The organism is Microbacterium sp. 2RAF4 (assembly GCF_052115285.1).
Lineage (GTDB): Bacteria > Actinomycetota > Actinomycetes > Actinomycetales > Microbacteriaceae > Microbacterium > Microbacterium oxydans.
In genome coordinates this window covers 830,710-851,009 of sequence record NZ_JBFRGI010000002.1, presented here as the reverse complement: position 1 = coordinate 851,009, position 20,300 = coordinate 830,710, and the positions used below count along the sequence as shown (strand labels likewise).

Here is a 20,300-nt window from a genome sequence, read left to right as displayed (position 1 = left end):
TGGCATGACGAAAGCTGGCATGACGGAGGCCACCGGTCTGCGCGTCGTCGCCATCGCGGACGCCGACTCGTTCGTGAAGTGGGCGGCGTCCCTGCTCGGCGCGGTGCCGGGGCTGCGTCCCCATCTGGTGCTCGTGCGCACCCCGCTCACCGCGAGTGCCGAGCAGGAGCGGTCGGCGCTGGCCGGGACGGGCCTCGGACCGCGGGACGTCACCCGCCTCGGGTTCGCGGAGACGGCGGACTGGTTGACGCGTCAGCGCCCCGATGTGGTGCTGCTCGCCGGGCGCGGACCTTTCGTGCGCCTGCTGGGACGTGTGATCGACGCCCTTCCGCATCGACCTGTGACCGTCTCGGGGCTGCCGGGCATGGCGATCCCCGCACAGCGCGGTGCACTCGACTATCGCCGTCACACCGACCTGCTCGTGGTGCATTCCCACCGTGAGGTGCGCGCCTTCGAGGAGCTCGGAGATCGGATCGGGGTGCAGACGCCGGTGGCGCTCGCGACCCTTCCGTTCGCCCGGCTTCGTCAACGGATGCTGCGCCCGGAGCGGCTCAGGGTCGACGCCGTCGTCAGCAGTCGAGGCGGTGTCGCCGTCGCCGAGCGCCCGGCCCCCACCGCGCCGGTGCGGCCGCCCGCGACGGACATCGTCTTCGCCGCGCAGGCTCTCGTCCCTGCGGCGAAAGAGCATCGCGCCGAGATCGCGGCCCTGCTCGTGCGGGCAGCCGAGGCCGAGCCCCGACGCCGAGTGGTGGTCAAACTCCGTTCGCGGCCCGGGGAGTCGGAGACGCACCTGGAACGCGAACCGTATGCGGGGCTGCTGCCGTCTCGCCTTCCGGAGAACCTGGTGTTCTCCTACGACTCGATGAGCACCGCACTGCAGAGGGCCGCAGGACTCGTCACCGTCAGCTCGACCGCCGCGATCGAGGCCACGGCTCTCGGCATCCCCGTAATAGCGCTCGACTCGTTCGGGGTGAGCAAGAGCCTGTTGAACACCGTGTTCGTCGGCAGCGGTCTGCTCGGCGGCCGCAGCGAGGTCGTCGCAGGGCGCTTCCGGCATCCGCACCCCGACTGGCTGCGCGACAACTACTTCCACCCCGAGAGCGAGTCGACGTGGTGGGAGCGGGTCGAGCGACTCGTGGCGCTGCGGCGCTCAGGGGCACTGCCTGCGCGGCGGGTGCCGGCGGCCAGGGGCGGATCGCTGCACGAGGCCTGGCACCGGGCGAGTGTGCTCGGCACCGAAGAGCGCACGGTGCGCGGAAGAGCGGCGCTCGCCGTGGGAGTGCCTGCGACGAGGGCTCTCGCCGCCCTGCGTCGACACCGGGTCCCCGCGAACGGCGGCACCTGGGCGGACGCCTCGACCGACTACACGCTCGAGCCCAATCCGTTCGACGACTCCCTGCGCCGCTGAGTGCGCCTTCCGCCGGCGGCCGCGGCTGCCCGCCCGCGGCTGTCGCTGCCAAAACCCAGACCGAGCGTGATGTCGGCGGTGTGTCGAGGCGGGACACGCCGATGGTGCGCCGCGGCGTCTGGGTTTCGGCCCTTCGCCGCGGCGCCCCACGGACGGGCTCAGCTGCTGCGACGGATCGCGCGCACCCCGACGATGAGTCCGACCACGGCGACCGCGAGTGCCGAGACCCAGCCCCAGAGCACGGTCGCGTCGCCGAGGTCACCAGCGAACAGTGCACGCTCGGCCTGAACCACCCAGTTCACGGGGTTCACAGAGGCGACGACCTGCATCCATTCGGGTGCTGCGTCGAGCGGCAGCAGCATGCCGGAGAGGATCAGCAGCGGGAAGATCAGCGACTGCTGCACGCCCCAGAACAGCCACTCCCGGTCTTTCGTCGCCAGCGCGAGCGAGTATGACAGCGACCCCAGGCCCACCCCGAAGACCGCCAGCAGCGCGAGCCCGATGAGCAGCCCGGGGATGTCGGCCGCGAAGCCGAACGGCCAGGCGATCAGCACGATCACCAGGGCTTGCACGACGATCGGTGCGATCTCCTTGAGAGCGCGTCCGACCAGCAGCGAGGAACGGGCGAGCGGAGCGACCAGGGTCCGCTCATGCGAGCCGGTCATCATCTCGTACTGCAGGTTCGACCCTGTCGATCCGGTGCCGAACAGCACGATCATCACGAGCACTCCAGGGACGAACCAGGCCAGTGTCTCGCCGGCGGGCTGCCCGGAGTCGCCGATCAACAGCGGGGCGAACAGCCCGAGGAAGATGAGCGGCTGCAGCAGGCTGAAGATCAGCGTGAACGGATCGCGGATCACGGGCCGGAGCTCGCGAGTCAGGACGTTCTTCGTGTCGCGTGCGAGGTTCGGGCGCACGAGGGTGTCGGTGGCGGTCATGAGAGGACTCCTGTCGTGCTGTTCTGGGAAGCGCTGTGGGTGTCGGCAGCGGCGGCCGAATCGGATGCGTCGCCCGTGGCATCGGTTCCTTCGCCGGCCTCGCGCAGAGTGCGGCCGGTGAGGGCGAGGAAGACGTCGTCCAACGTCGGCGGCACGCCGGTCGCGCGGCGGACGAGGATGCCGGCGCTGTCGAGTTCGCGCACGATCACCGGCAACAGTCGATCGCCGTCCTGCACCGCGAGCGAGATCGCGGCGTCGTCGACCGCGATCTCGGCCGGGCTAAGGCGGGCGACCACGGCGCGGGCCCTCACTGCCTCGGAGGCATCCTCGAATCCGAAGGTGAGCACGTCACCGGCGAGTGTGGCTTTGAGGGAGGCGGCGTCGTCGTCGGCGATGATGCGCCCCTTGTCCATGACCATCACGCGCTCGGCATAGCGGTCGGCCTCCTCCAGATAGTGCGTCGTCAGGAACACCGTGGTGCCGTGCTGGGTGCGCAGATCCAGGATGTGCTCCCAGAGATTCGCTCTGCTCTGGGGATCGAGTCCGGTGGAAGGCTCGTCGAGGAAGATCAGGGGAGGTGCGTGCATCAGGCCGAGCGCGATGTCGAGCCGGCGCTTCTGCCCTCCGCTCAGTTGCTGAACGCTGCGCGCCGCGAACGACGAGAGATCGAGCGACTCGATCAGCTCGTCCGCCCGCCGGATGCTGTCGCGCCGCGACATCCCGTAGAACGCACCCTGACTCAGCAGTTCATCGCGCACCCGCTGCGAGAAGCTGCCGCTGGTGAGCTGGCCCACGTAGCCGATGCGTGCGCGGACTCCCGCGGCATCGGTGCGGATGTCGTGCCCGACGACCTTCGCTCGGCCCGACGTGGGCGGGATGAGGGTCGTCAGCATCCGCAGGGTCGTCGACTTGCCGGCGCCGTTCGGCCCGAGGAAGGCGACGAGTTCTCCGCGCACGGCGGTGAAGGAGACATCGGTCACGGCGTGCACCGGCGTCTTCTTGACGGTGAAGACCTTGGTCAGGCCTTCGGTCTCGATGAGGGATTCGTTCATGGAGGAGAGGCTAGAAACAAATGCGGACAGATCATGTCCGCATCATCTGGCAACCTGAAACGCATGACCGACACCACCTCCCGCGCGTTGGCCCTGCTCAACCTGCTGCAGACGCACCGGCACTGGCCGGGAACCGAGCTTGCCACGCGGCTGGGAGTGACCGAGCGCACCGTGCGCCGCGACGTCGACCGTTTGCGCGAGCTCGGATATCGCGTGGAATCGACCCCAGGGGCGGCCGGCGGCTACCGGCTCGAAGCGGGGAGCGCCGTCCCTCCGCTGCTGCTCAACGACGACGAGGCGGTGACGATGGCGATCGGGCTCCGCGTCGCGGCGACCCAGCAACTGGTCGGCGGACCCGAAGTCACGCTCACCGCCCTGGCGAAGCTCGAGCAGGTGCTGCCGTCGGCACTGCGGCAGCGGGTGAACGCGCTCGCCGCATCGGTGCAGGCGCCGCGCATCGGAGAAGGCCCCGTGGTCTCGCCAGAGGTGCTCGGGGAGATCGCCCTCGCCACCCGCGACACCGAACGCCTGCGACTGCGCTACGTGGACGGCGAGGGGCGGGAGAGCGTCCGGCGCACCGAACCGCATGCCCTGGCCCCCGCCGGGCGCAAGTGGTTCCTGCTGTGCTGGGACCTCGACCGCGAGGACTGGCGCACGTTCCGCGTCGACCGCATCGTCGGGGTCGAGCACACCCGCGTGCTGTTCGTGCGGCGCGAGATCACGGAGGAGGAGATCGAGCAACGGGTGCTCGTCGCCTCGTCGTGGTCGCCGCAGAAGGTCGAGGCCGCCGCGGTGATGGAGCTGCCGCTCGCCGAGATGCAGGAGCACTTCGGGCCGTGGTGGCAGGGCGCGACGGCTGCGGGCGAAGACCGCACGCGGTGGCCCGTTGGGGGTTCCGACTGGCGCGAGGCGATGTACGGACTGCTCTGGATCCCCGAGGGCGTCGAGTACACCGTTGCGCTGTCTGATCCGCATCGGAGTGAGCTCCGCGAGGCCGTCGGACGCCTGCTGCGCGCCCTGGACGCTCCGGATCCGGATGACGCCGAGTGACGCAGCGACGTCATCCCGGGACTCATAGGGTTATCCCAGGCAACGGTCCTGGCGGGTCAGATCACGCCCGGGTAACGTCATTCCCATCGCGGCGATCCGGGCGGTCCCGGGCCTCAGTTCATACCTGATGGCGTTGCGGGTTCGACTCCCGCCGTCGCGTCCATTCCATCGGTGCATCCCGGTTCCCGAGATGCCGCCCCTTCCCGGGTGCGGTGCGGGTGCTCCGCGAGGGCGGATGATGGAGGTATGCCCTCCGCCCATCGCCCCGGTCTGCGGGTCTCGTCGGGTCTCATGATCCCCGAGGCCGAGCTGTCGTGGCGCTTCTCGCGGTCGTCCGGTCCGGGCGGTCAGGGTGTGAACACGGCCGATTCCCGCGTGGAGCTGGTCTGGGATGCGGCGCGCTCGCCGGTGCTCTCACCGCATCAACGCGAGCGACTGCTCGACCGGCTGAGCGGTCGTCTGGTCGACGGCGTGCTGACGATCGCCGCCTCGGAGCACCGTGCGCAGCTGCGGAACAGGGATGCGGCGCGCGATCGACTCGTCGCTCTCGTGGGCGATGCACTGCGACCGCCGGCTCCGCCGCGACGTCCGACGAAGCCGAGTCGGGGATCGAAGGAACGTCGGCTGAAGGCGAAGCAGCGGCGCACCGACGTCAAGAGCCTGCGTCGGCGCCCCCGCGACGACTGAACCTGCGACGCCGGCTCAGTCGTTGAGGCCCGCTTCGACCGGGGCCCAGCCGTTCTCGAGGATCACGAATCCCGCTTCGAGTGTTCCGAACGGGTCGTCGTTCTCGTTCACGAGCAACTGCATCTGCAGGATGAACCGCGAGTACACCCGGATCTCCGGGGTGGGGGCGTCGAGCCCCAGCTCGTCGGCGATCGCGTCGGAGAGGGCGTCCTCGTGCCGGAGCCACATCTTCGCCGCGTAGTCGCGCAGCGCCGGCGTCTCGTTCAGGAAGCGCATGAAGGTGCGAGTGACCTCGTCGCCGTGCTCGTCGACGTTCGCGCGGAGCTCGGAGGCGTAGAAGTCGTGGATCGCGCGATTGATGGTGCTCCCCGACGGGCGCTCGCGGACCGCGGCGACCAGGCGATCGCGCTGCTCGTCGTCCTCGTCGAACACCAGCGCCTCCTTCTGGGGGAAGTGCGCGAACACGGTCGTGGGGGAGACGTCTGCGGCATCGGCGACCTCGCGGATGCTCACCTCGTCGAAGCCGCGTTCCAGGAACATGGCCGTCGCGACGTCGGAGATCGCCTTGCGGGTCGCGGCCTTCTTCCGTTCGCGGCGACCGAGGGGTGCGGAGTTCGTCATACCCGACAGCCTATCGTGAACCGACTATAAAACTGGCTTGACGCCAAAACTGGTATGACTACACTTCTGGTATGAATTCACCCACTTCTCTCACGCGACGGGACCAGAACCGCGCGTGGATCATGCTCATCGTGCTCACGATGCTCACCGTCATCGGCATGACGGTCGTCCTCCCCGTCCTGCCTTTCGTCGTGCTCCAGTACGTCTCGCACGAGAGCGACCTGGCCATCTGGGTCGGCGTGCTCGAAGCGGTCAACGGCCTCTGCGCCTTCCTGGTCGCACCTTTCCTCGGGCGCCTCTCCGACCGCTTCGGCCGCCGCCCCGTGATCATCGTCGCCGCGTTCGGCGCCGCGTTCTCGATGGCGCTCTTCGGATTCGGCGGCGCCCTCTGGGTGCTCGTGCTCGCCCGGGTCGTCCAGGGCCTCACCGCGGGTGACCTGCCCGCCCTCTTCGCCTATCTGGCCGATATCACTCCGCCCGAGCAGCGGGCCAAGCGCTTCGGCCTCCTCGGTGCGCTCTCGGGGATCGGCACCATGATCGGTCCGGCCATCGGAGGACTGCTCGCCGCGATCAGCATCCAGCTTCCGGTGTTCCTCACCGCCGCGGTCGCCCTCACGATCGCGATCCTCAGCATCTTCCTCCTCCCGGAGAGTCTGAAGCCGGGCAATCGCATCGCGACCATCAAGATGCGCGACGTGCAGCCCTTCGCCGTCTTCAAGGAGGCGTTCGGACGCAAGGAGCTGCGCGGGCTGATGATCGGCTTCGGTCTGCTCGCGCTGCCGTTCGGGTTCTTCGTGAACAACTTCAGCGTCCTCGCCCTGGACTCCATCCAGTGGGGACCGACCCAGATCGGACTCCTGACCGCGGCCGTCGGCATCATCGACATCCTCATCCAGGGTGTGCTGCTGGGCATCCTGCTTCCGCGCATCGGCGAGCGCGGAGTGATCGTGAGCGGCATCGTCGCGCAGATGATCGGTCTCGCCGCCCTCGCCGTCGTGGCTTCCGTCTTCGCGCAGCCGTGGGTGTTCATCGTCGGCGCCCTCATGCTGGCCGCCGGCCAGGGGGCCTCGCAGGCCGCGATGGATGGAGCGATGTCCAATGCCGTCGGCGACGACGAGCAGGGTTGGCTCGGCGGAGCCACCCAGTCGCTGAACGCGGCGATGGGCACGGCGGCCCCGCTCATCGCGGGTGCGCTCTACGCGCTGGTCAGTCATGCGGCGCCGTACTGGCTCGGCGTCGCGCTCATGATCGTCGCGGTGATCGTCGTCAGCCGCGCGCACATCGCGAACACCGCGAAGCGCCCGGCCGGCGAGCCCACGGGCGACGCGCCCGCGGCACTCGTGGAGACGGCCGGCTGAGGTTCAGTTCGAGGGGGTTGCCGGGCGAGGCAGCCCCCTCAGCGCTGCGATCGACGCCAGCAACTCGTCAGGCGAGGTCCCGATGCATCCGAGCACCGCGGCGGCTGCGGCGCTGAACCCCGCCGTGTCGATCGAGAGGCGTGCCACGTTCGGCACCAGTCCCTTCTCGTTCGTCACCCACTGGCCGGCAACCGCATGCCAGGCGTGGGCGATCAGCATGGTCGTCGTGGTTCCGCACAGCGCCACGTAGGCGACATCGCTCGCCTTCGCGCCCTTCGTGGCTGCGTTCAGCAGGAAGTCGACCTGCCAGAGATTCTCGACGAACGCCGCGCGGAGGGCGTCGGGATAAGGAGTCACGCTGCGAGCCAGCGCGGCGAGGATGCCGTCCTGGTCGCAGAGCGGCACACTTGTCGCCACCTCACCCGCATAGGCGACGTCGAGGAAGCCGAGCGGATGTCCCGGCTGGGTGTGGAAGGCGAACTCGCCACGGACGGCGCGGGCGCACTGCTCCGCGACGCGGGTCACGTCGCGGAGGATGAGGTCGACCGGTGCGCCGTCGACGATCAGCCAGGTCCCGCTGTCGACCCATGGTCCCCATCCGCCGCGGCCGGCGATCTCGACGTCTTCACCGGTCCATCCGCTCGCCGCCTCCGCGAGGGCGGCCCTGTCGACATCGGCGTCCACGTAGAGACCCAGATCGATGTCGGAGTCGGGGCGGTGTGTCCCTCGGGCGCGGCTGCCTCCCAGCGCGACGGCTCGCACCCCGGGCACCCGGCCCAGGTCGTCGGCCATGGAGCGGAGGCGGTCTTCGTCGAGCACGACACCGATCGTACTCGTGCGGTTCGCCGCCGGTGCGGATCGGGCCGGCGTCAGTCCTTGCCGCCGCGGACGAGCTCGAGCCCTGCACCGGCGAACTGCCGCAGGGTCGCGTCCGGGAGGAAGGCCCTGGTGAGCGCTCCGCCGATGCGGGTGAGGTCGCTCTCGTCACGGAACAGCAGGTACATGGTCTCGTACCGCGGGTGGAACTTCTGCTTGAAGCGGTGCAGCGACCCGAAGCCGTACACCGGTTCCAGGGCCTCGGCGAGCCGGTCGCTGAGCGCCGCGATCATCCCGGCATCCGGTGGGTAGTCGTGCGCGAGCGGTGCCCCTGAGAGCGACATGATCTGTGCGCCCTCGTCGGCGAACTGGCGGGCGGAGGAGCCGATGAGGTACTCCATCACCGGCCCGAAGCCGCCCTCGCGACGCCGCATGAGGTCGAGGGTCCAGCCGCGCACGACGCCGCCTTCGCCGTAGACCGGCAGCCACGACAGGAACCCGTCGACGTCGCCGTTCGGAGCGAGGGCCAGCGCGAGTCGCACCTCCGGGTCCTCCGCCTCGTCGAGTGTGCCGAGTGTGAAACGCATCTCCGGGAGATCCTTGTCTCCCACCCAGGCCTCCGAGATCGCGCGCAGCTGCTGCTGCACACCCCACGGCTCGGCCTTCAGGTGCGTCATCCGGAACGTCATCTCCTCGCGGCCCGCCTTGTTGAGCGAGGTGCGCACGGAGTTCCAGCGCTTGCCGGTGAACTCCAGGCCGGGGAGGTCGACGATCGTGTCGTCCGCCACCACGATGCTCCGCCACGTCGAGGGGACGGCGGCGCGCGTGGCTTCGTCGGCGCTGAAGAAGCACGGCACGAGACCGGCCAGTTCCGCTGCGTGGATGAAGTCGGTCACGGCCTCGGCGCGCGTCTGCGCCGGTCCGATCGGGTCGGCGAGGGCGAGGGCGACGCCGTTGCGCCGCTGGTAGGCCACGATGCCGCCGATGACTCTGGCGTAGCTGTTGCCCTCCCATGTCGTCATCCATGACAGTGTGCCGCCCCCGTGCGTGCGGAGCTGCTGCTTCATGTCGTCCACGGTGGGGGCGGGCTGCATGCCGAGCTTGGCTCGCCGCTTGGCGCGGAAGGCGCGGCGTACCCAGATCAGGTACACGAGCATGATCAGCCAGAGGAACCCGTTCGCCAGAGCGAGCTCGGTGTCTCCATCCCAACGGAAGTCGACCTGAGCCTGGCTGTAGACCGTGATCAGGATCAGCACGAGCGTCGCGGTGAGGACGTTGAAGATCCCCAGCAGCAGCGCGAGCACCCAGGTCCAGCGGCGCCCGCGCCGCAGGCCGTTCACGAGCACGAGGATCACGACGAGGTCGATCGCCAGGTCGATGAATCCGCCGGACGCGGGATCGGTCTGGCCGAAGGGGCCGTCGGTCGCGACGAACGTGGTGATGATCTCGACGGCGCCGAGGACGAGCATCGCGACCACGGCGATCAGCCGCTGCTCGCGGACGGTGGTGTGGCGCACCCGAAGCGACCGGTCGACGATGAGGATCAACAGCACCGCGAGGAGGTGTTCGAGGTCGGCGACCTTGCCCCAGAACAGCATCGCGATGAAGACGAAGCCGAGCAGGATGAGCCAGCCGCGCACTCGCCACGGCGGACGGAACAGCCCGACCGCGGCGGCGATGCAGGCCATGGTGCCGCCGGATGCCCCCACGTCGAGTGCCTGGGCCTGCTCCGTCGCCCAGGCCCAGGGGAACTGCGACAGCACGAACAGCAGCAGCGCGGTGGCGAAGATCGCGAACAGCTGCCCGATCCAGTAGTAGGCGAGCGCGACGCGCGACCCGCGACGGAACTCCAGGTAGGCCATGCCCCAGAAGCCCGCGAGGGTGAACACATACACCCATGGCTCGTTGACGAAGAACGTGCCGGTGAGCGGAGTCCACCACTTGCCATCGGTCAGGCTGGGCAGACCGTAGGCGACGGTCGGGAAGAGTGCGGTGTCCTCGAACGGTGTCCAGAGTCCGCGCGAGGCCACCCCGACCACGAGGATCAGCAGCACCATCGTCAGCGTCGCGGGGATGCGCCGTACGACGGCGATCGCGGGATGCGGAGAGGGGGAGTGCTCCTCGGTCATGCGCTCAGCGTAGCGAGGGAGGTGGCGCCGCCGCGGAGGGCGCTCCTACTCGCCGCGGAGAACCCGGCGGAGGTCGGCGATCTCCTCGTCCGTCATGCCACCGCTGCGCAGGTACCCCGACACATCTCCGTGATTCGCGGTGATCCACTCCATCGCCGCTTCGATCGCCGACGCCGGCGACTCGGTGGCGAGGGTCTTCAGCGCCGGGGTGAGGGGGACCCCGAGCGAGGTGATCAGCGCGGTGAGGGCCTCGGCGAATCCGCGCGCGAGGTTCTTCTCCGTGAGGGTGTAGTCCGCGACGATCTCCTCACGAGGAACCTCCGCGACGAGCAGCAGGATCGCAGCAGCGAGGCCGGTGCGGTCCTTCCCCGCGGTGCAGTGGAACAGCACTCCCGGCCGCTCGGTGCGCGCGGCGGCGAGCACGGTCCTGGCGATGGTGGCGAACTGCGGGGCACTGGACTCCAGGATCGAGGTGTAGAGCTCCTCCAGAGTCGGCACCTGCTTCAGCACCTCGGCGACCTGGGTCACGGAGAGACCCGCGCTCCCGGCCGCGGGGAGGAACCTCTTGACCATCTCGTCCATCGCCCCACCCTGCATGGGAAGTTCGATCAGCGTCACGCTGCCGTCGTCGGGCAGTCGGTCGGCGGCACGGGAGCGCTCGCCGTCCGTGCGCAGGTCGATGACCGTGCCGATACGCAGATCGGTCAGGGCCTGCATCCCCTCATCCGTCAATGCAGCCAGCGCGTCCGACCGGAAGAGGAGGCCGGAGGCGAGCATCCCGCCGTCGGAGGTCGGGAGCCCCGCGAGTTCGCGGGCGTTGTGGGTCGTCTGCAAGGCGGTCGAGATGTCGATGGTCATTCTGGCCTCTCCTGGGTGTGCGGCCAGAATATCGGTGTGACGAGAGCGCGCGGCTTCGACACGGAAGCCGCGCGCGCCCGCCCGCCGTCTCAGCCGTTCACGGCCTTCTCGATGGCCTGCTCGAGGTCATCCCACTCCTGCAGCACGACCTTCTCCCCGGCGACGAAGAAGGTCGGCGTGCTGTTCACCCCGAGCTTCTCACCGTCCGTCTTGTCGGACTGCACGCGCTCCGCGGTGGCCGGATCGGCGATCGCGGCGTCGTAGGCGGCCATGTCGAGGCCGAGTTCCTCGGCGAAGCCTCGGAACACCTCAGGGGTCTCCTCGGGCTGCTCGCCCCACTGCGCCTGGGTCTCGAACAGGCGGTGGTACATGTCCTCGAAGCGGTCCTGCCGAGCAGCAGCCTCGGCGGCCAACGCGGCCTGCGTGGAGTTGATGTGACCGGGAAGCGGGAAGTAGCGCACGACGTAGGTGATGTCGCCCTCGTACTTCTCGCGGAGGTCTTCCACCACGGGGTAGAAGGCACCGCACGCCTCGCATTCGAAGTCGAGGAACTCGACGACGGTCACCGCGCCGTCGCCCCCGTCGTCGAGCACATGCGAGTCGGTGCGGACGGTCTGCTGCGGTTCTCCTTCTGCCGAGGGTGCGGCGGGTTGCTGCTGGCTGATCGCGAACACGATCCCGGCGATCAACAGGACGATGGCGACGGCGATGGCGACCAGGGTCGCTTTGACAGAGTTCTTCATGGGGTCTCCAGACACACGGGTACGACGAGGGAAGGGTGCCGCCTGCGGGCGGCGCGGACGCCTGCCGTCGATCAGGTGCGGGAGATGGAGAGCTGCGTGAGGGTGAGAGCGGAGACGAGGATCCCCGGGCCCGCCCGGCTCGGAGTCGCCGCCCGCGGAGAGTGGACGTCGAGCGTTCGTGTGGCATGGCCGGTGAGCCGGCGGAACAGCAGGATCAACGCGACGGACCCCAGTACCGCGAGCAGGCAGATCCCCACGCCGGAGGAGAGCGCATCGACCGTCGCTGCGCCCTCGACATCGGCTGAGGTCGGGGCAGTCGCGGCCGACTCCGAGACGCCGGAGGCGAGACACAGTGTCGCGTGCACGTCGGCGGAACCCCGAGACGTCGACCAGGCGCCGACGACGAGCAGGAGCGCGAGGCCGACGGCGATGATCACACGGGCGATCAGCAGCCGTTCGGCCCCCGCTCGCGGCGACGGATCAGGCGATGGGGGCAGCATTTCCCGCGCAGTCTAGCAACGCCGCCTCTGTCCTCTCCGGGGCCGGAGAGGTCGCGACACGCCTAGACTGGAGGGGTGGCGAGACTACTGATCGTCGGCGGCTTCCTCGCCGCCGTGTTCTGGGTGTTCAGCATCGTCGACTGCGCAGTGCAGCCGGCGACGCGACACCGGGGCGTGTCCAAACCGCTCTGGATCGCGATCGTCGTACTCCTTCCCGTGATCGGCGGCATCCTCTGGTTCGTGATCGGCCGCCGTCGGGCGAACGATCCCGGTGTCCGTCCTGCCGTCGCACCGGATGACGACCCCGCCTTCCTCCGCAGCATCAGCAAGTCCGAGCAGGATGCGCGTATCCGCCGCCTCGAGGAGGAGCTCGCACGCCTCGACGACGAGACCGACGAGCCTCCTGCCACGGACCAGCGCCCGTGACGTCGTCGCCGGCGATGGACGCCGCGGCGACCCTGATCGCCGAGCTCGTCGCCCAGGGTGTGCGCGACATCGTGGTGTCGCCGGGCTCGCGGTCGCAGGCACTCGCGCTCGCCGCTGTGCGTGCCGCCGATGACGGACACCTCCGCGTGCACGTCCGCATCGACGAGCGGGTCGCGGGGTTCACCGCCCTCGGCATCGCCAGGGAGACGCGCGTGCCCGCAGCGGTGGTGTGCACCTCGGGAACGGCCGTCGGCAACCTGCTTCCCGCGGTCATGGAAGCGTTCCACTCCGGGGTCCCGATGCTCCTGCTCACCGCCGACCGCCCCCCGGAGCTGCGCGGCGTCGGCGCCAACCAGGCGACGCTCCAGGAAGACCTCTTCCGTCCGTGGGTGCGTGACGCGCTCGATGCTCCCGTGCCGGGCGAGGGTGACTGGGCCGGACTCGCCGAACGGGCGGTCGCCGCGTCGATGGGGGCACGCGAGGTCGAGAGCGGCCTCCGTGGCGTCGCCGGGCCCGTGCACCTGAACCTTCCCACGAGAGAGCCCCTCTCGGGGAACCTTCCCTCCATCGATCTCGTCCAGGGCGAGGCTCCTTCGGCGCTGAGGGAGGAGCCGTTCGAGCTCGACCGCAGCCGGCGCACCGTCGTGATCGCAGGTGCCGATGCCGGCCCCGACGCCGAAGATATCGCGCATGCCGGTGGGTGGCCGCTGATCGCCGAGATCGTGAGCGGTGCGCGGTTCGGGCGTCAGATCGTGCACGGCTATCGCCGTCTGCTGGCTCGCGAAGACCTCGGCGGACGCATCGAGCGGGTGGTGGTCCTGGGCCATCCGACTCTCAGCCGCGAGGTGGCCGCGCTTCTCGCGCGACAGGACGTCGAGATCATCGCCGTGCGCCGCGGGGGGGAGCAACTGAACCTCAACCATCGCACGCGCGGAGTCGACGCGGTCGCGGTCGCCCCGGGGGCCGCCGATCGCGACTGGCTCGGCGAGTGGATGCGCGCGTCCGCCGCCGAGGTCGTGGACCTGAGCGAGCACGCCCCCGACCCGGAGGCGCTGGCATCCGCCGACTTCGCGGCGCGCAGAGAAGCGGTGAAGGCCGAGCTCGACGCGGTCCGCCGCCCGCTCGATCGTGAGCTGCTCGTCGATGCCGTGTGGCGCGCCACCTGGCCGCACGATCGCCTGATGTTCGGATCCTCGCGCCTGGTGCGCGTCGCCGATCAGGTGCTCGGCGGCAAGAAGGTCCCCGTCCACGCCAACCGTGGTCTCGCCGGCATCGACGGCACGATAGCCACCGCCACAGGTATCGCGATCTCCAGTCAGGCTGCCGGAGCCCCCGGAATCACCCGTGTGCTGCTGGGTGATCTGGCCTTCCTGCACGATGTCGGCGCACTGCTGCTGCCGCCGGACGAGACGGAGCCTCGGCTGCAGGTCATCGTCGGCAACGACGGCGGTGGCACGATCTTCGATGCCCTCGAGGTCGCATCCTCCGCGCGGCCGGGCGACCTCGACCGTGCCTTCTACACGCCGCACACCGTGCGCCTCGAACACCTCGCCCTCGCCTACGGCTGGGAGTACCAGCGGGTCACCACCCGCACGGCCCTCGATCAGGCGCTGACCTCGCCGCGCGGCGGCCGTCAGATCATCGAGGTGCCGCTGGCGCGTTGACTGGCAGGATGTGCGTATGAACGCGCACACCTGGACGCAGAAGCTGCGGGTCGGCGAAGGGTTCCGTCTCGCCGACGTCGACCCCGATGCCAAGCCCGGCTACGACCACGGCAAGTCGCACGGGGTCTCCGACCTCGCGGCAGGTCTGGCGGACCTCAACGTGCTGCAGGAAAGGCTGTTCGCCGAGAGCCGCGTCGGCGTGGCGAAGGACGCCGTCCTCCTGGTGCTGCAGGCGATGGACTCCGCGGGCAAGGGCGGCATCGTGCGGCACGTGGTCGGCGGTGTCGATCCGCAGGGCGTCGCGCTCGCCGCATTCAAGGCGCCGACGGCGGAGGAACGCGAACACGACTTCCTCTGGCGCGTCGAGAAGCGTCTGCCGGAGCCGGGCTTCATCGGGGTGTTCGATCGCTCGCACTACGAGGATGTGCTGATCGGGCGCGTGCGCGAACTCGCGCCGCCTGCGGAGATCGAGCGCCGCTACGACGCCATCAACGAGTTCGAGGCGCGCGTCGCCGCATCGGGCACCAGGATCGTGAAGGTCATGCTGCACATCTCGCCCGAAGAGCAGAAGGCGCGGCTGATGGAGCGCCTCGAACGTCCGGACAAGTACTGGAAGTACAACCCGGGTGATGTGGACGAGCGGATGCTGTGGCCGCAGTACATGGAGGCGTACCAGACCGTCTTCGACCGCACGTCGACCGACGCGGCACCGTGGTTCGTGATCCCGGCGAATGCGAAATGGTACGCGCGTCTCGCGGTGCAGGAGCTGCTGCTCGCGGCACTGGAGGACATCGATCCGCAGTGGCCGAGCGCCGACTTCGACGTCGAGGCCGAGAAGAAGCGCCTCGCCGCCAGCTGACCGTGCGCCGCGGTCAGGCCAGCGCGTCGACCAGCGGGCGGAACTTCACGCGCGTCTCGAGCAGTTCGCTCTCCGGGTCGGAGCCGGCAACGATACCGGCGCCCGCATAGGCGGTCACGCCGATCTCTCCCGCCCGTGCGGTGAACTGGGCGCAGCGGAGCGCGATCGCCCACTCGCCGTTGCCTGCGGCGTCCACCCAGCCGACGGGGCCCGCGTAGCGCCCCCGGTCGAAGGGTTCGAGCTCGCGGATCGCCGCGATCGCCGCCGGTGTGGGGGTGCCGGCCACGGCCGCAGTCGGGTGCAGCACGCGGACGAGGTCGAGTGCCGTCTCGCCGGAGGCGAGCTCGCCTTCGACATCGGTCGCCAGATGGAACAGGTTGGGGAGCTTCAGCAGGAAGGGCTGCTCGCTCGCGGCCAGAGCCCTGGTGTGGGCGCGCAGCGAGGCGAGCACACTCTGCACGGCGTACTGGTGCTCGTCGAGATCCTTCACGCTCGACGCCAGATGAGCGGACGCGGCGGTGTCGGCATCCGCATCGGCTCCGCGGCCGATCGTGCCCGCCAGCACCCGCGCGGTCACCGTCCCCCCGTGCACGGTCACGAGCGTCTCCGGGCTCGCGCCGATCAAGCCGTCGACGGCGAAGGCCCAGGTGTCGGGGTAGCCGGTCGACAGGGCGCGCACCAGACGACGCAGGTCCGATCCGGCGGGGATGCTGCCGGTGAGGTCGCGTGCGAGCACGACCTTGCTCACCTCGCCATCGGCGATGCGGGTGAGGGCACGGCGCACCGAGTCCTGGTAACCCTGAGGCGTCTGGGCCCCCGGACCCACTGTGCCGGCCCAGTGCGGCCCATAGGGCTGCGTGACCAGGTCGACCGGGTGTTCCGGCGCACCTGCCTCCTCGGTGCCGGCGAAGCGGATCGTGGTGCGCCAGAAGCGGTCGCCGTGTCGTCCGATCACCTGCGTCGGGATCACCAGCACGCTGTCGGCTGTCGAATCCTCATCGAACGCGATGGTCCCGAAGGCGACGAGCCCGGTACCGGGAAGCTCCATCGGGTCGGAAACCTCGGCATGCGCGGCCATGTCCCGCCAGGCGCTCGCGAGGGACGTGACCCGGGACGCTTCCGCATGTGCGGGAGGCCGGATCTCGCTGAGGGTCTCGCCGACGGCGACGATCCCGTCTCCGCGCCGCAGCCAGGCCAGAGGACGGGCGGGGTCGGCGTACGCCAGGAGGTCTTCGACCGGGTCGATCTCGCGGGTCTCCACGACCAGGTGGGTGGTGTGCACGCATCCAGCCTATGCCGCTCAGGGGGCAGGGATCCGCGTGGCCGTAGGGTGAGCGGATGAGCGATGCACGCCCCGCACCCGGCACCGAGATGGTCTTCCAGTGGCGCAAGTGGGACGGCTCGCCGCACTGGCGGCACGAGTGCGTGTATCTCGGTGCCGACGAGTGGGGCGATTGGCTCGGACAGCCCGTGGGGTGGCACAGCGTGCGACCGGGCGCGGAGTTCCACGCCGGGGGTCCGAACGTCACCCTGGTTCCGGCCGACGGCGACCATGCCGTGACCGTCAACCGCCGTCACCGCAGGGGCATGCGCATCTACATCGACCTGGGCTGGGACATCCACTGGTCCGACGATCCGCTCCTCGTGACCGGGATCGACATGGACCTCGACGTGGTGCGGGTCGCGGGCGAGCGCGGCACCTGGGTCGACGACCGCGACGAGTGGGCCGACCACAGCGCGCGCTACGGGTATCCCGTGGACGTCATGGCCCATCTCGAATCCCTGGCCCTCGACCTCGAGACGCGGGTGCGTGCGCAGGTCGCCCCGTTCGACGACGCCACCGTCGACCCCTGGCTCGACCGCCTCGAAGCGCTGGGCCTCCCGCCTAGACTGGACTCGTGACCTCGAACGAGAAGAACCGCGCCGATCTCGGCAAGGACCCCGCCCGCGTCAGCGGCATGTTCGACCAGGTCGCCGCGGGCTACGACCGCACGAACACCGCCATGACGTTCGGCAACGACGTGCTCTGGCGGGCGGCCACCACTCGAGCCGTGGCTCCGAAGCCAGGCGAGCGCATCCTCGACCTCGGTGCCGGAACGGCGTCGTCGTCGGCCTCCCTCGCGCGCAGCGGCGCCGAGGTGGTCGCAGCCGACTTCTCCCCGGGGATGCTCGCCGAGGGGGAGCGGCGGCACGGCGCGATGCGCAACTTGTCGTTCGTGCAGGCCGACGCCACCGATCTGCCGTTCTCCGACGCCTCGTTCGACGCGGTCACCATGTCCTATGCGCTGCGCAACGTGAACGATCCGAAGAAGGCGCTTCGCGAGCTGTATCGGGTCACGAAGCCCGGGGGCCGGCTCGTGATCAACGAGTTCTCGACGCCGCCGGGAAAGCTCTTCCGCAGCGCATACAGGTTCTACAACGCGCAGGTGCTGCCCCGTGTCGCCCGCGTGGCCGGCACCAACGGCGATGCCTACGACTATCTGAACGAGTCGATCAGGGAGTGGCCCGATCAGAAGCGGCTCTCCGCGTGGATCCGCGAAGCGGGCTGGAGCGAGGTCGCGTACCGCAATCTCTCGTTCGGCATCGTGGCCCTGCACAGAGCGCGAAAGCCGGAGTGAACCGTCCGGGCGAAACCGTGACATCGGACGAAGGTAGGCTGAGAACGTGACTTCGAGCCCCATCGCCCCGGGTTCGCGACTGGCGAGCCGTCTCGGCTTCAGCGATCGCGTCTTCATCGGCCCCGCCGCCCGCCGCGTCGCCCGCGCCATCGAGGACGGGCTGGAACTCGTCGAGACCGGCCTGGCCGACGACGTCCGTGTCGCCGACCCTCTGGCCGATGCCGCGAGTCGCTATCTGTACGAGGCCGGTGGCAAGCGCATCCGCCCCGTGCTCACCCTCCTCGCCGCCCAGCTCGGCGACGGCAACACCGCCCAGGTCATCGACGTCGCGAAGGCGCTCGAGATCACGCATCTCGGATCGCTCTATCACGACGATGTCATGGACGGAGCCGATCGCCGTCGCGGGGTACCGGCTGCTCACGCCGTGTGGGGCAACAACATCGCGATCCTCACGGGCGACATCCTGTTCTCCCGTGCCAGCCAGTTGATGTCCCGACTCGGTGAGCGCGCGATCCGTCTTCAGGCCGATACCTTCGAGCGGCTCGTCCTCGGTCAGATGCACGAGACGCTGGGCCCGCAGGAGGGCGACGACCCGATCGAGTTCTACATCCAGGTGCTCGCCGACAAGACGGGTTCATTGATCGCTGCGGCCACGCAGGGCGGAGTGATCTTCTCGAACGCTCCTTCGGAGTACGAGGAGCCGCTGCGCGTGTACGGCGAGAAGATCGGCGTGGCGTTCCAGCTGCTCGACGATGTGATCGACCTCTCGGCGAAGCCCGAGGAGACCGGCAAGGTGCCGGGCACCGACCTGCGCGCCGGCGTTCCGACCATGCCCTACCTCCTGTTGAAAGCGGAGGACGACGCGGGTGCGGTCGATCTCGCGGCGCGCATCGACGACGGTGTGGCCCTGATCGCCGACGGCGCGGACTCCGCGATCCTCGACGGCCCGCTGGATGAGCTGCGCGATCACGCGGTCACGCAGAAGACCCTCGAGCTCGCGCACGCCTGGACACAGGATGCGATCGATGCCCTCACGCGCCTCCCGCGGGGGACGGTGCGCGAGGCGCTGACCCGCTTCGCAGAGACCCTCGCCGAACGCTCCAGCTGAATCCGCGCTGGCGGCCCGTCGGGTCGCGCGCCTGTTGTGACGGCTTACGAAAGGACCTCCCATGACCAAGCTCAGACTGGCCATCGTCGGTGCAGGCCCCGCCGGCATCTACGCCGCGGACATCCTGCTGAAGGCGGAGCGCAAGTTCGACGTCTCGATCGATCTGTTCGAGCAGCTTCCCGCGCCCTACGGTCTGGTGCGCTACGGCGTGGCCCCCGACCACCCTCGCATCAAGGGCATCATCACGGCCCTGCGCGACGTTCTCGACCGCGGTGACATCCGCCTGTTCGGCAACGTGCGCTTCGGCGAGGACATCACCCTCGAAGACCTGAAGAAGCACTACAACGCGGTGATCTTCGCCACGGGCGCCATCCGCGACACGTCTCTGGACATCCCCGGCATCGACGCTGTCGCCTCCTACGGAGCGGCCGATTACGTCAGCTGGTTCGACGGACACCCCGATGTTCCGCGCGAATGGCCGCTGGACGCGGCATCCGTCGGCGTGCTGGGCAACGGCAACGTTGCGCTCGATGTCGCGCGCATGCTGGCCAAGCACGCGGAGGATCTGCTGGTCACCGAGGTGCCGTCGAACGTCTACGAGGGCCTCAAGGCCAGCGAGATCACCGACGTGCACGTGTTCGGCCGCCGCGGACCGGCGCAGGTGAAGTTCACGCCGCTCGAACTGCGCGAGCTCGGCGAGCTGCGGGACGTCGACATGGTCGTCTACGACGAGGACTTCGACTACGACGATGCGGCGAAGGATGCTGTCGCCAGCAACAAGCAGGTCATGGTCATCGACCGCATCCTGCAGTCGTGGCGCAAGCGCGATTCGGTGAACAACGCCGGCGGTACCGCGTCGCGACGCCTGCACCTGCACTTCTGGGCGAAGCCGGTCGAGGTCCGCAAGGACGAGAACGGTCGCGTCGCGGCTCTCGTCTACGAGCGCACCCAGCCCGACGGCCAGGGCGGCGCGATCGGCACCGGTGAGCTGCGCGAGGTGCCCCTGCAGGCCCTGTACCGGGCCATCGGCTACTTCGGCTCGCCCCTTCCCGGTGTGCCGTTCGACAAGAAGCACGGCGTGATCCCCAACCGTGAGGGCCAGGTGCTCGCGAAGGACTCGAACGAGCGCGTCCCGGGCATCTACGCCACGGGGTGGATCAAGCGCGGACCGGTGGGTCTGATCGGGCACACCAAGTCCGATGCGATGGAGACCGTGCGCCACATCATCAACGACCAGGGCTCCTGGTGGCACCCGGAGGACCCCTCCGAGGAGGCCGTCGTCGAGCTCCTTCAGGAGCGCGGTGTGCGCTGGACCGACCTGGATGGATGGCACCGCCTCGACGAGCACGAGATCGCTCTCGGTGCGCCCGAGGAGCGGGCCCGCGTCAAGGTGGTCCCGCGCGACGAGATGGTCCGCGTCTCCCGCGGCGAATAGCGTCGTCCCGGTCAGGCCTCCCCGTCCCCT

The 20,300-nt window shown here is 69.5% G+C and carries 20 protein-coding genes and 1 tRNA gene; 12 read left to right on the top strand and 9 right to left on the bottom strand.

Going from position 1 to position 20,300, the window contains the following annotated elements; genetic code table 11:
- Nucleotides 1–4: 4 nt before the first annotated feature.
- Entirely contained in the window at nt 5–1,408 is a 1,404-nt protein-coding gene (locus tag AB4070_RS08555) for a DUF6716 putative glycosyltransferase (protein ID WP_441979698.1), read from the top strand.
- Nucleotides 1,409–1,566: 158 nt separating this feature from the next.
- Here the strand turns inward: AB4070_RS08555 and AB4070_RS08550 are convergent, their stop codons facing one another.
- Together AB4070_RS08550 and AB4070_RS08545 are read right to left on the bottom strand one after the other, a co-directional pair.
- Entirely contained in the window at nt 1,567–2,346 is a 780-nt protein-coding gene (locus AB4070_RS08550) for an ABC transporter permease (protein ID WP_441979697.1), read from the bottom strand.
- Nucleotides 2,343–3,398, bottom strand: coding sequence for an ABC transporter ATP-binding protein (locus AB4070_RS08545; RefSeq protein ID WP_441979696.1), 1,056 nt, complete (start codon nt 3,396–3,398; stop codon nt 2,343–2,345). Before AB4070_RS08545 ends, AB4070_RS08550 begins: the two co-directional genes overlap by 4 nt.
- 63 nt (nt 3,399–3,461) lie before the next feature.
- On the opposite strand from AB4070_RS08545, the gene AB4070_RS08540 reads away from it, so the two are divergent.
- From AB4070_RS08540 to arfB, 3 genes are all read left to right on the top strand, one after another.
- A complete protein-coding gene (locus AB4070_RS08540; protein ID WP_441979695.1) occupies nt 3,462–4,448 on the top strand; it encodes a helix-turn-helix transcriptional regulator in 987 nt (328 codons plus the stop codon).
- 87 nt (nt 4,449–4,535) lie between these two features.
- A tRNA-Met gene (locus AB4070_RS08535) sits at nt 4,536–4,611 on the top strand.
- 83 nt (nt 4,612–4,694) lie between these two features.
- Entirely contained in the window at nt 4,695–5,135 is a 441-nt protein-coding gene (arfB, locus tag AB4070_RS08530) for an alternative ribosome rescue aminoacyl-tRNA hydrolase ArfB (RefSeq protein WP_441979694.1), read from the top strand.
- A 15-nt stretch (nt 5,136–5,150) separates the two neighbouring features.
- Here arfB and AB4070_RS08525 read toward each other — a convergent pair whose 3' ends face one another.
- On the bottom strand, nt 5,151–5,756 hold the full coding sequence (locus AB4070_RS08525; RefSeq protein WP_441979693.1) for a TetR/AcrR family transcriptional regulator: 606 nt from the start codon (nt 5,754–5,756) through the stop codon (nt 5,151–5,153).
- A 71-nt stretch (nt 5,757–5,827) separates the two neighbouring features.
- Here AB4070_RS08525 and tet(42) point away from each other — a divergent pair, with 71 nt between their 5' ends.
- Nucleotides 5,828–7,114 carry a tetracycline efflux MFS transporter Tet(42) gene (tet(42), locus tag AB4070_RS08520; RefSeq protein WP_441979692.1) on the top strand — a complete coding sequence of 429 codons (1,287 nt, stop codon included), beginning with the start codon at nt 5,828–5,830 and terminating at the stop codon, nt 7,112–7,114.
- A gap of 3 nt (nt 7,115–7,117) precedes the next feature.
- On the opposite strand, the gene AB4070_RS08515 is transcribed toward tet(42), so the two are convergent.
- The 5 genes from AB4070_RS08515 to AB4070_RS08495 form a co-directional block, all read right to left on the bottom strand.
- On the bottom strand, nt 7,118–7,933 hold the full coding sequence (locus tag AB4070_RS08515) for a nucleotidyltransferase domain-containing protein (protein WP_441979691.1): 816 nt from the start codon (nt 7,931–7,933) through the stop codon (nt 7,118–7,120).
- 50 nt (nt 7,934–7,983) lie between these two features.
- Complete coding sequence (locus AB4070_RS08510; protein ID WP_441979690.1) at nt 7,984–10,059, bottom strand: bifunctional lysylphosphatidylglycerol flippase/synthetase MprF; 2,076 nt, start codon at nt 10,057–10,059, stop codon at nt 7,984–7,986.
- Nucleotides 10,060–10,104: 45 nt separating this feature from the next.
- On the bottom strand, nt 10,105–10,917 hold the full coding sequence (locus tag AB4070_RS08505; RefSeq protein WP_441979689.1) for a tyrosine-protein phosphatase: 813 nt from the start codon (nt 10,915–10,917) through the stop codon (nt 10,105–10,107).
- 89 nt (nt 10,918–11,006) lie between these two features.
- Nucleotides 11,007–11,660, bottom strand: coding sequence for a DsbA family protein (locus AB4070_RS08500; protein WP_441979688.1), 654 nt, complete (start codon nt 11,658–11,660; stop codon nt 11,007–11,009).
- A gap of 71 nt (nt 11,661–11,731) precedes the next feature.
- Nucleotides 11,732–12,160 (bottom strand): hypothetical protein, encoded by a 429-nt coding sequence (locus AB4070_RS08495; protein WP_441979687.1) that lies wholly within the window; start codon nt 12,158–12,160, stop codon nt 11,732–11,734.
- 75 nt (nt 12,161–12,235) lie between these two features.
- Here AB4070_RS08495 and AB4070_RS08490 point away from each other — a divergent pair, with 75 nt between their 5' ends.
- The 3 genes from AB4070_RS08490 to AB4070_RS08480 are packed head-to-tail and all read left to right on the top strand — an operon-like array spanning nt 12,236 to nt 15,109.
- The gene (locus AB4070_RS08490; RefSeq protein ID WP_282848466.1) at nt 12,236–12,586 is read left to right on the top strand and encodes a PLD nuclease N-terminal domain-containing protein; all 351 of its coding nucleotides are present in this window, start codon (nt 12,236–12,238) and stop codon (nt 12,584–12,586) included.
- A 14-nt stretch (nt 12,587–12,600) separates the two neighbouring features.
- Nucleotides 12,601–14,250 carry a 2-succinyl-5-enolpyruvyl-6-hydroxy-3-cyclohexene-1-carboxylic-acid synthase gene (gene menD, locus AB4070_RS08485; protein ID WP_441980557.1) on the top strand — a complete coding sequence of 550 codons (1,650 nt, stop codon included), beginning with the start codon at nt 12,601–12,603 and terminating at the stop codon, nt 14,248–14,250.
- 16 nt (nt 14,251–14,266) lie between these two features.
- Nucleotides 14,267–15,109: a polyphosphate kinase 2 family protein gene (locus AB4070_RS08480; RefSeq protein WP_441979686.1), complete on the top strand. Its 843-nt coding sequence runs from the start codon at nt 14,267–14,269 to the stop codon at nt 15,107–15,109.
- A 13-nt stretch (nt 15,110–15,122) separates the two neighbouring features.
- Here AB4070_RS08480 and AB4070_RS08475 read toward each other — a convergent pair whose 3' ends face one another.
- A complete protein-coding gene (locus tag AB4070_RS08475) occupies nt 15,123–16,391 on the bottom strand; it encodes an isochorismate synthase (RefSeq protein ID WP_441979685.1) in 1,269 nt (422 codons plus the stop codon).
- A gap of 56 nt (nt 16,392–16,447) precedes the next feature.
- Between AB4070_RS08475 and AB4070_RS08470 the strand changes: the two genes are divergently transcribed.
- The 4 genes from AB4070_RS08470 (at nt 16,448) to AB4070_RS08455 (ending at nt 20,270) form a co-directional block, all read left to right on the top strand.
- Entirely contained in the window at nt 16,448–17,011 is a 564-nt protein-coding gene (locus AB4070_RS08470; protein WP_441979684.1) for a DUF402 domain-containing protein, read from the top strand.
- Nucleotides 17,008–17,727: a class I SAM-dependent methyltransferase gene (locus AB4070_RS08465; protein ID WP_441979683.1), complete on the top strand. Its 720-nt coding sequence runs from the start codon at nt 17,008–17,010 to the stop codon at nt 17,725–17,727. Before AB4070_RS08470 ends, AB4070_RS08465 begins: the two co-directional genes overlap by 4 nt.
- A gap of 46 nt (nt 17,728–17,773) precedes the next feature.
- Nucleotides 17,774–18,835 (top strand): polyprenyl synthetase family protein, encoded by a 1,062-nt coding sequence (locus AB4070_RS08460; RefSeq protein ID WP_282848462.1) that lies wholly within the window; start codon nt 17,774–17,776, stop codon nt 18,833–18,835.
- Between the two features lie 61 nt (nt 18,836–18,896).
- Nucleotides 18,897–20,270, top strand: a complete 1,374-nt coding sequence (locus AB4070_RS08455) for an FAD-dependent oxidoreductase (protein ID WP_441979682.1) — start codon at nt 18,897–18,899, stop codon at nt 20,268–20,270.
- Nucleotides 20,271–20,300: the final 30 nt, after the last annotated feature.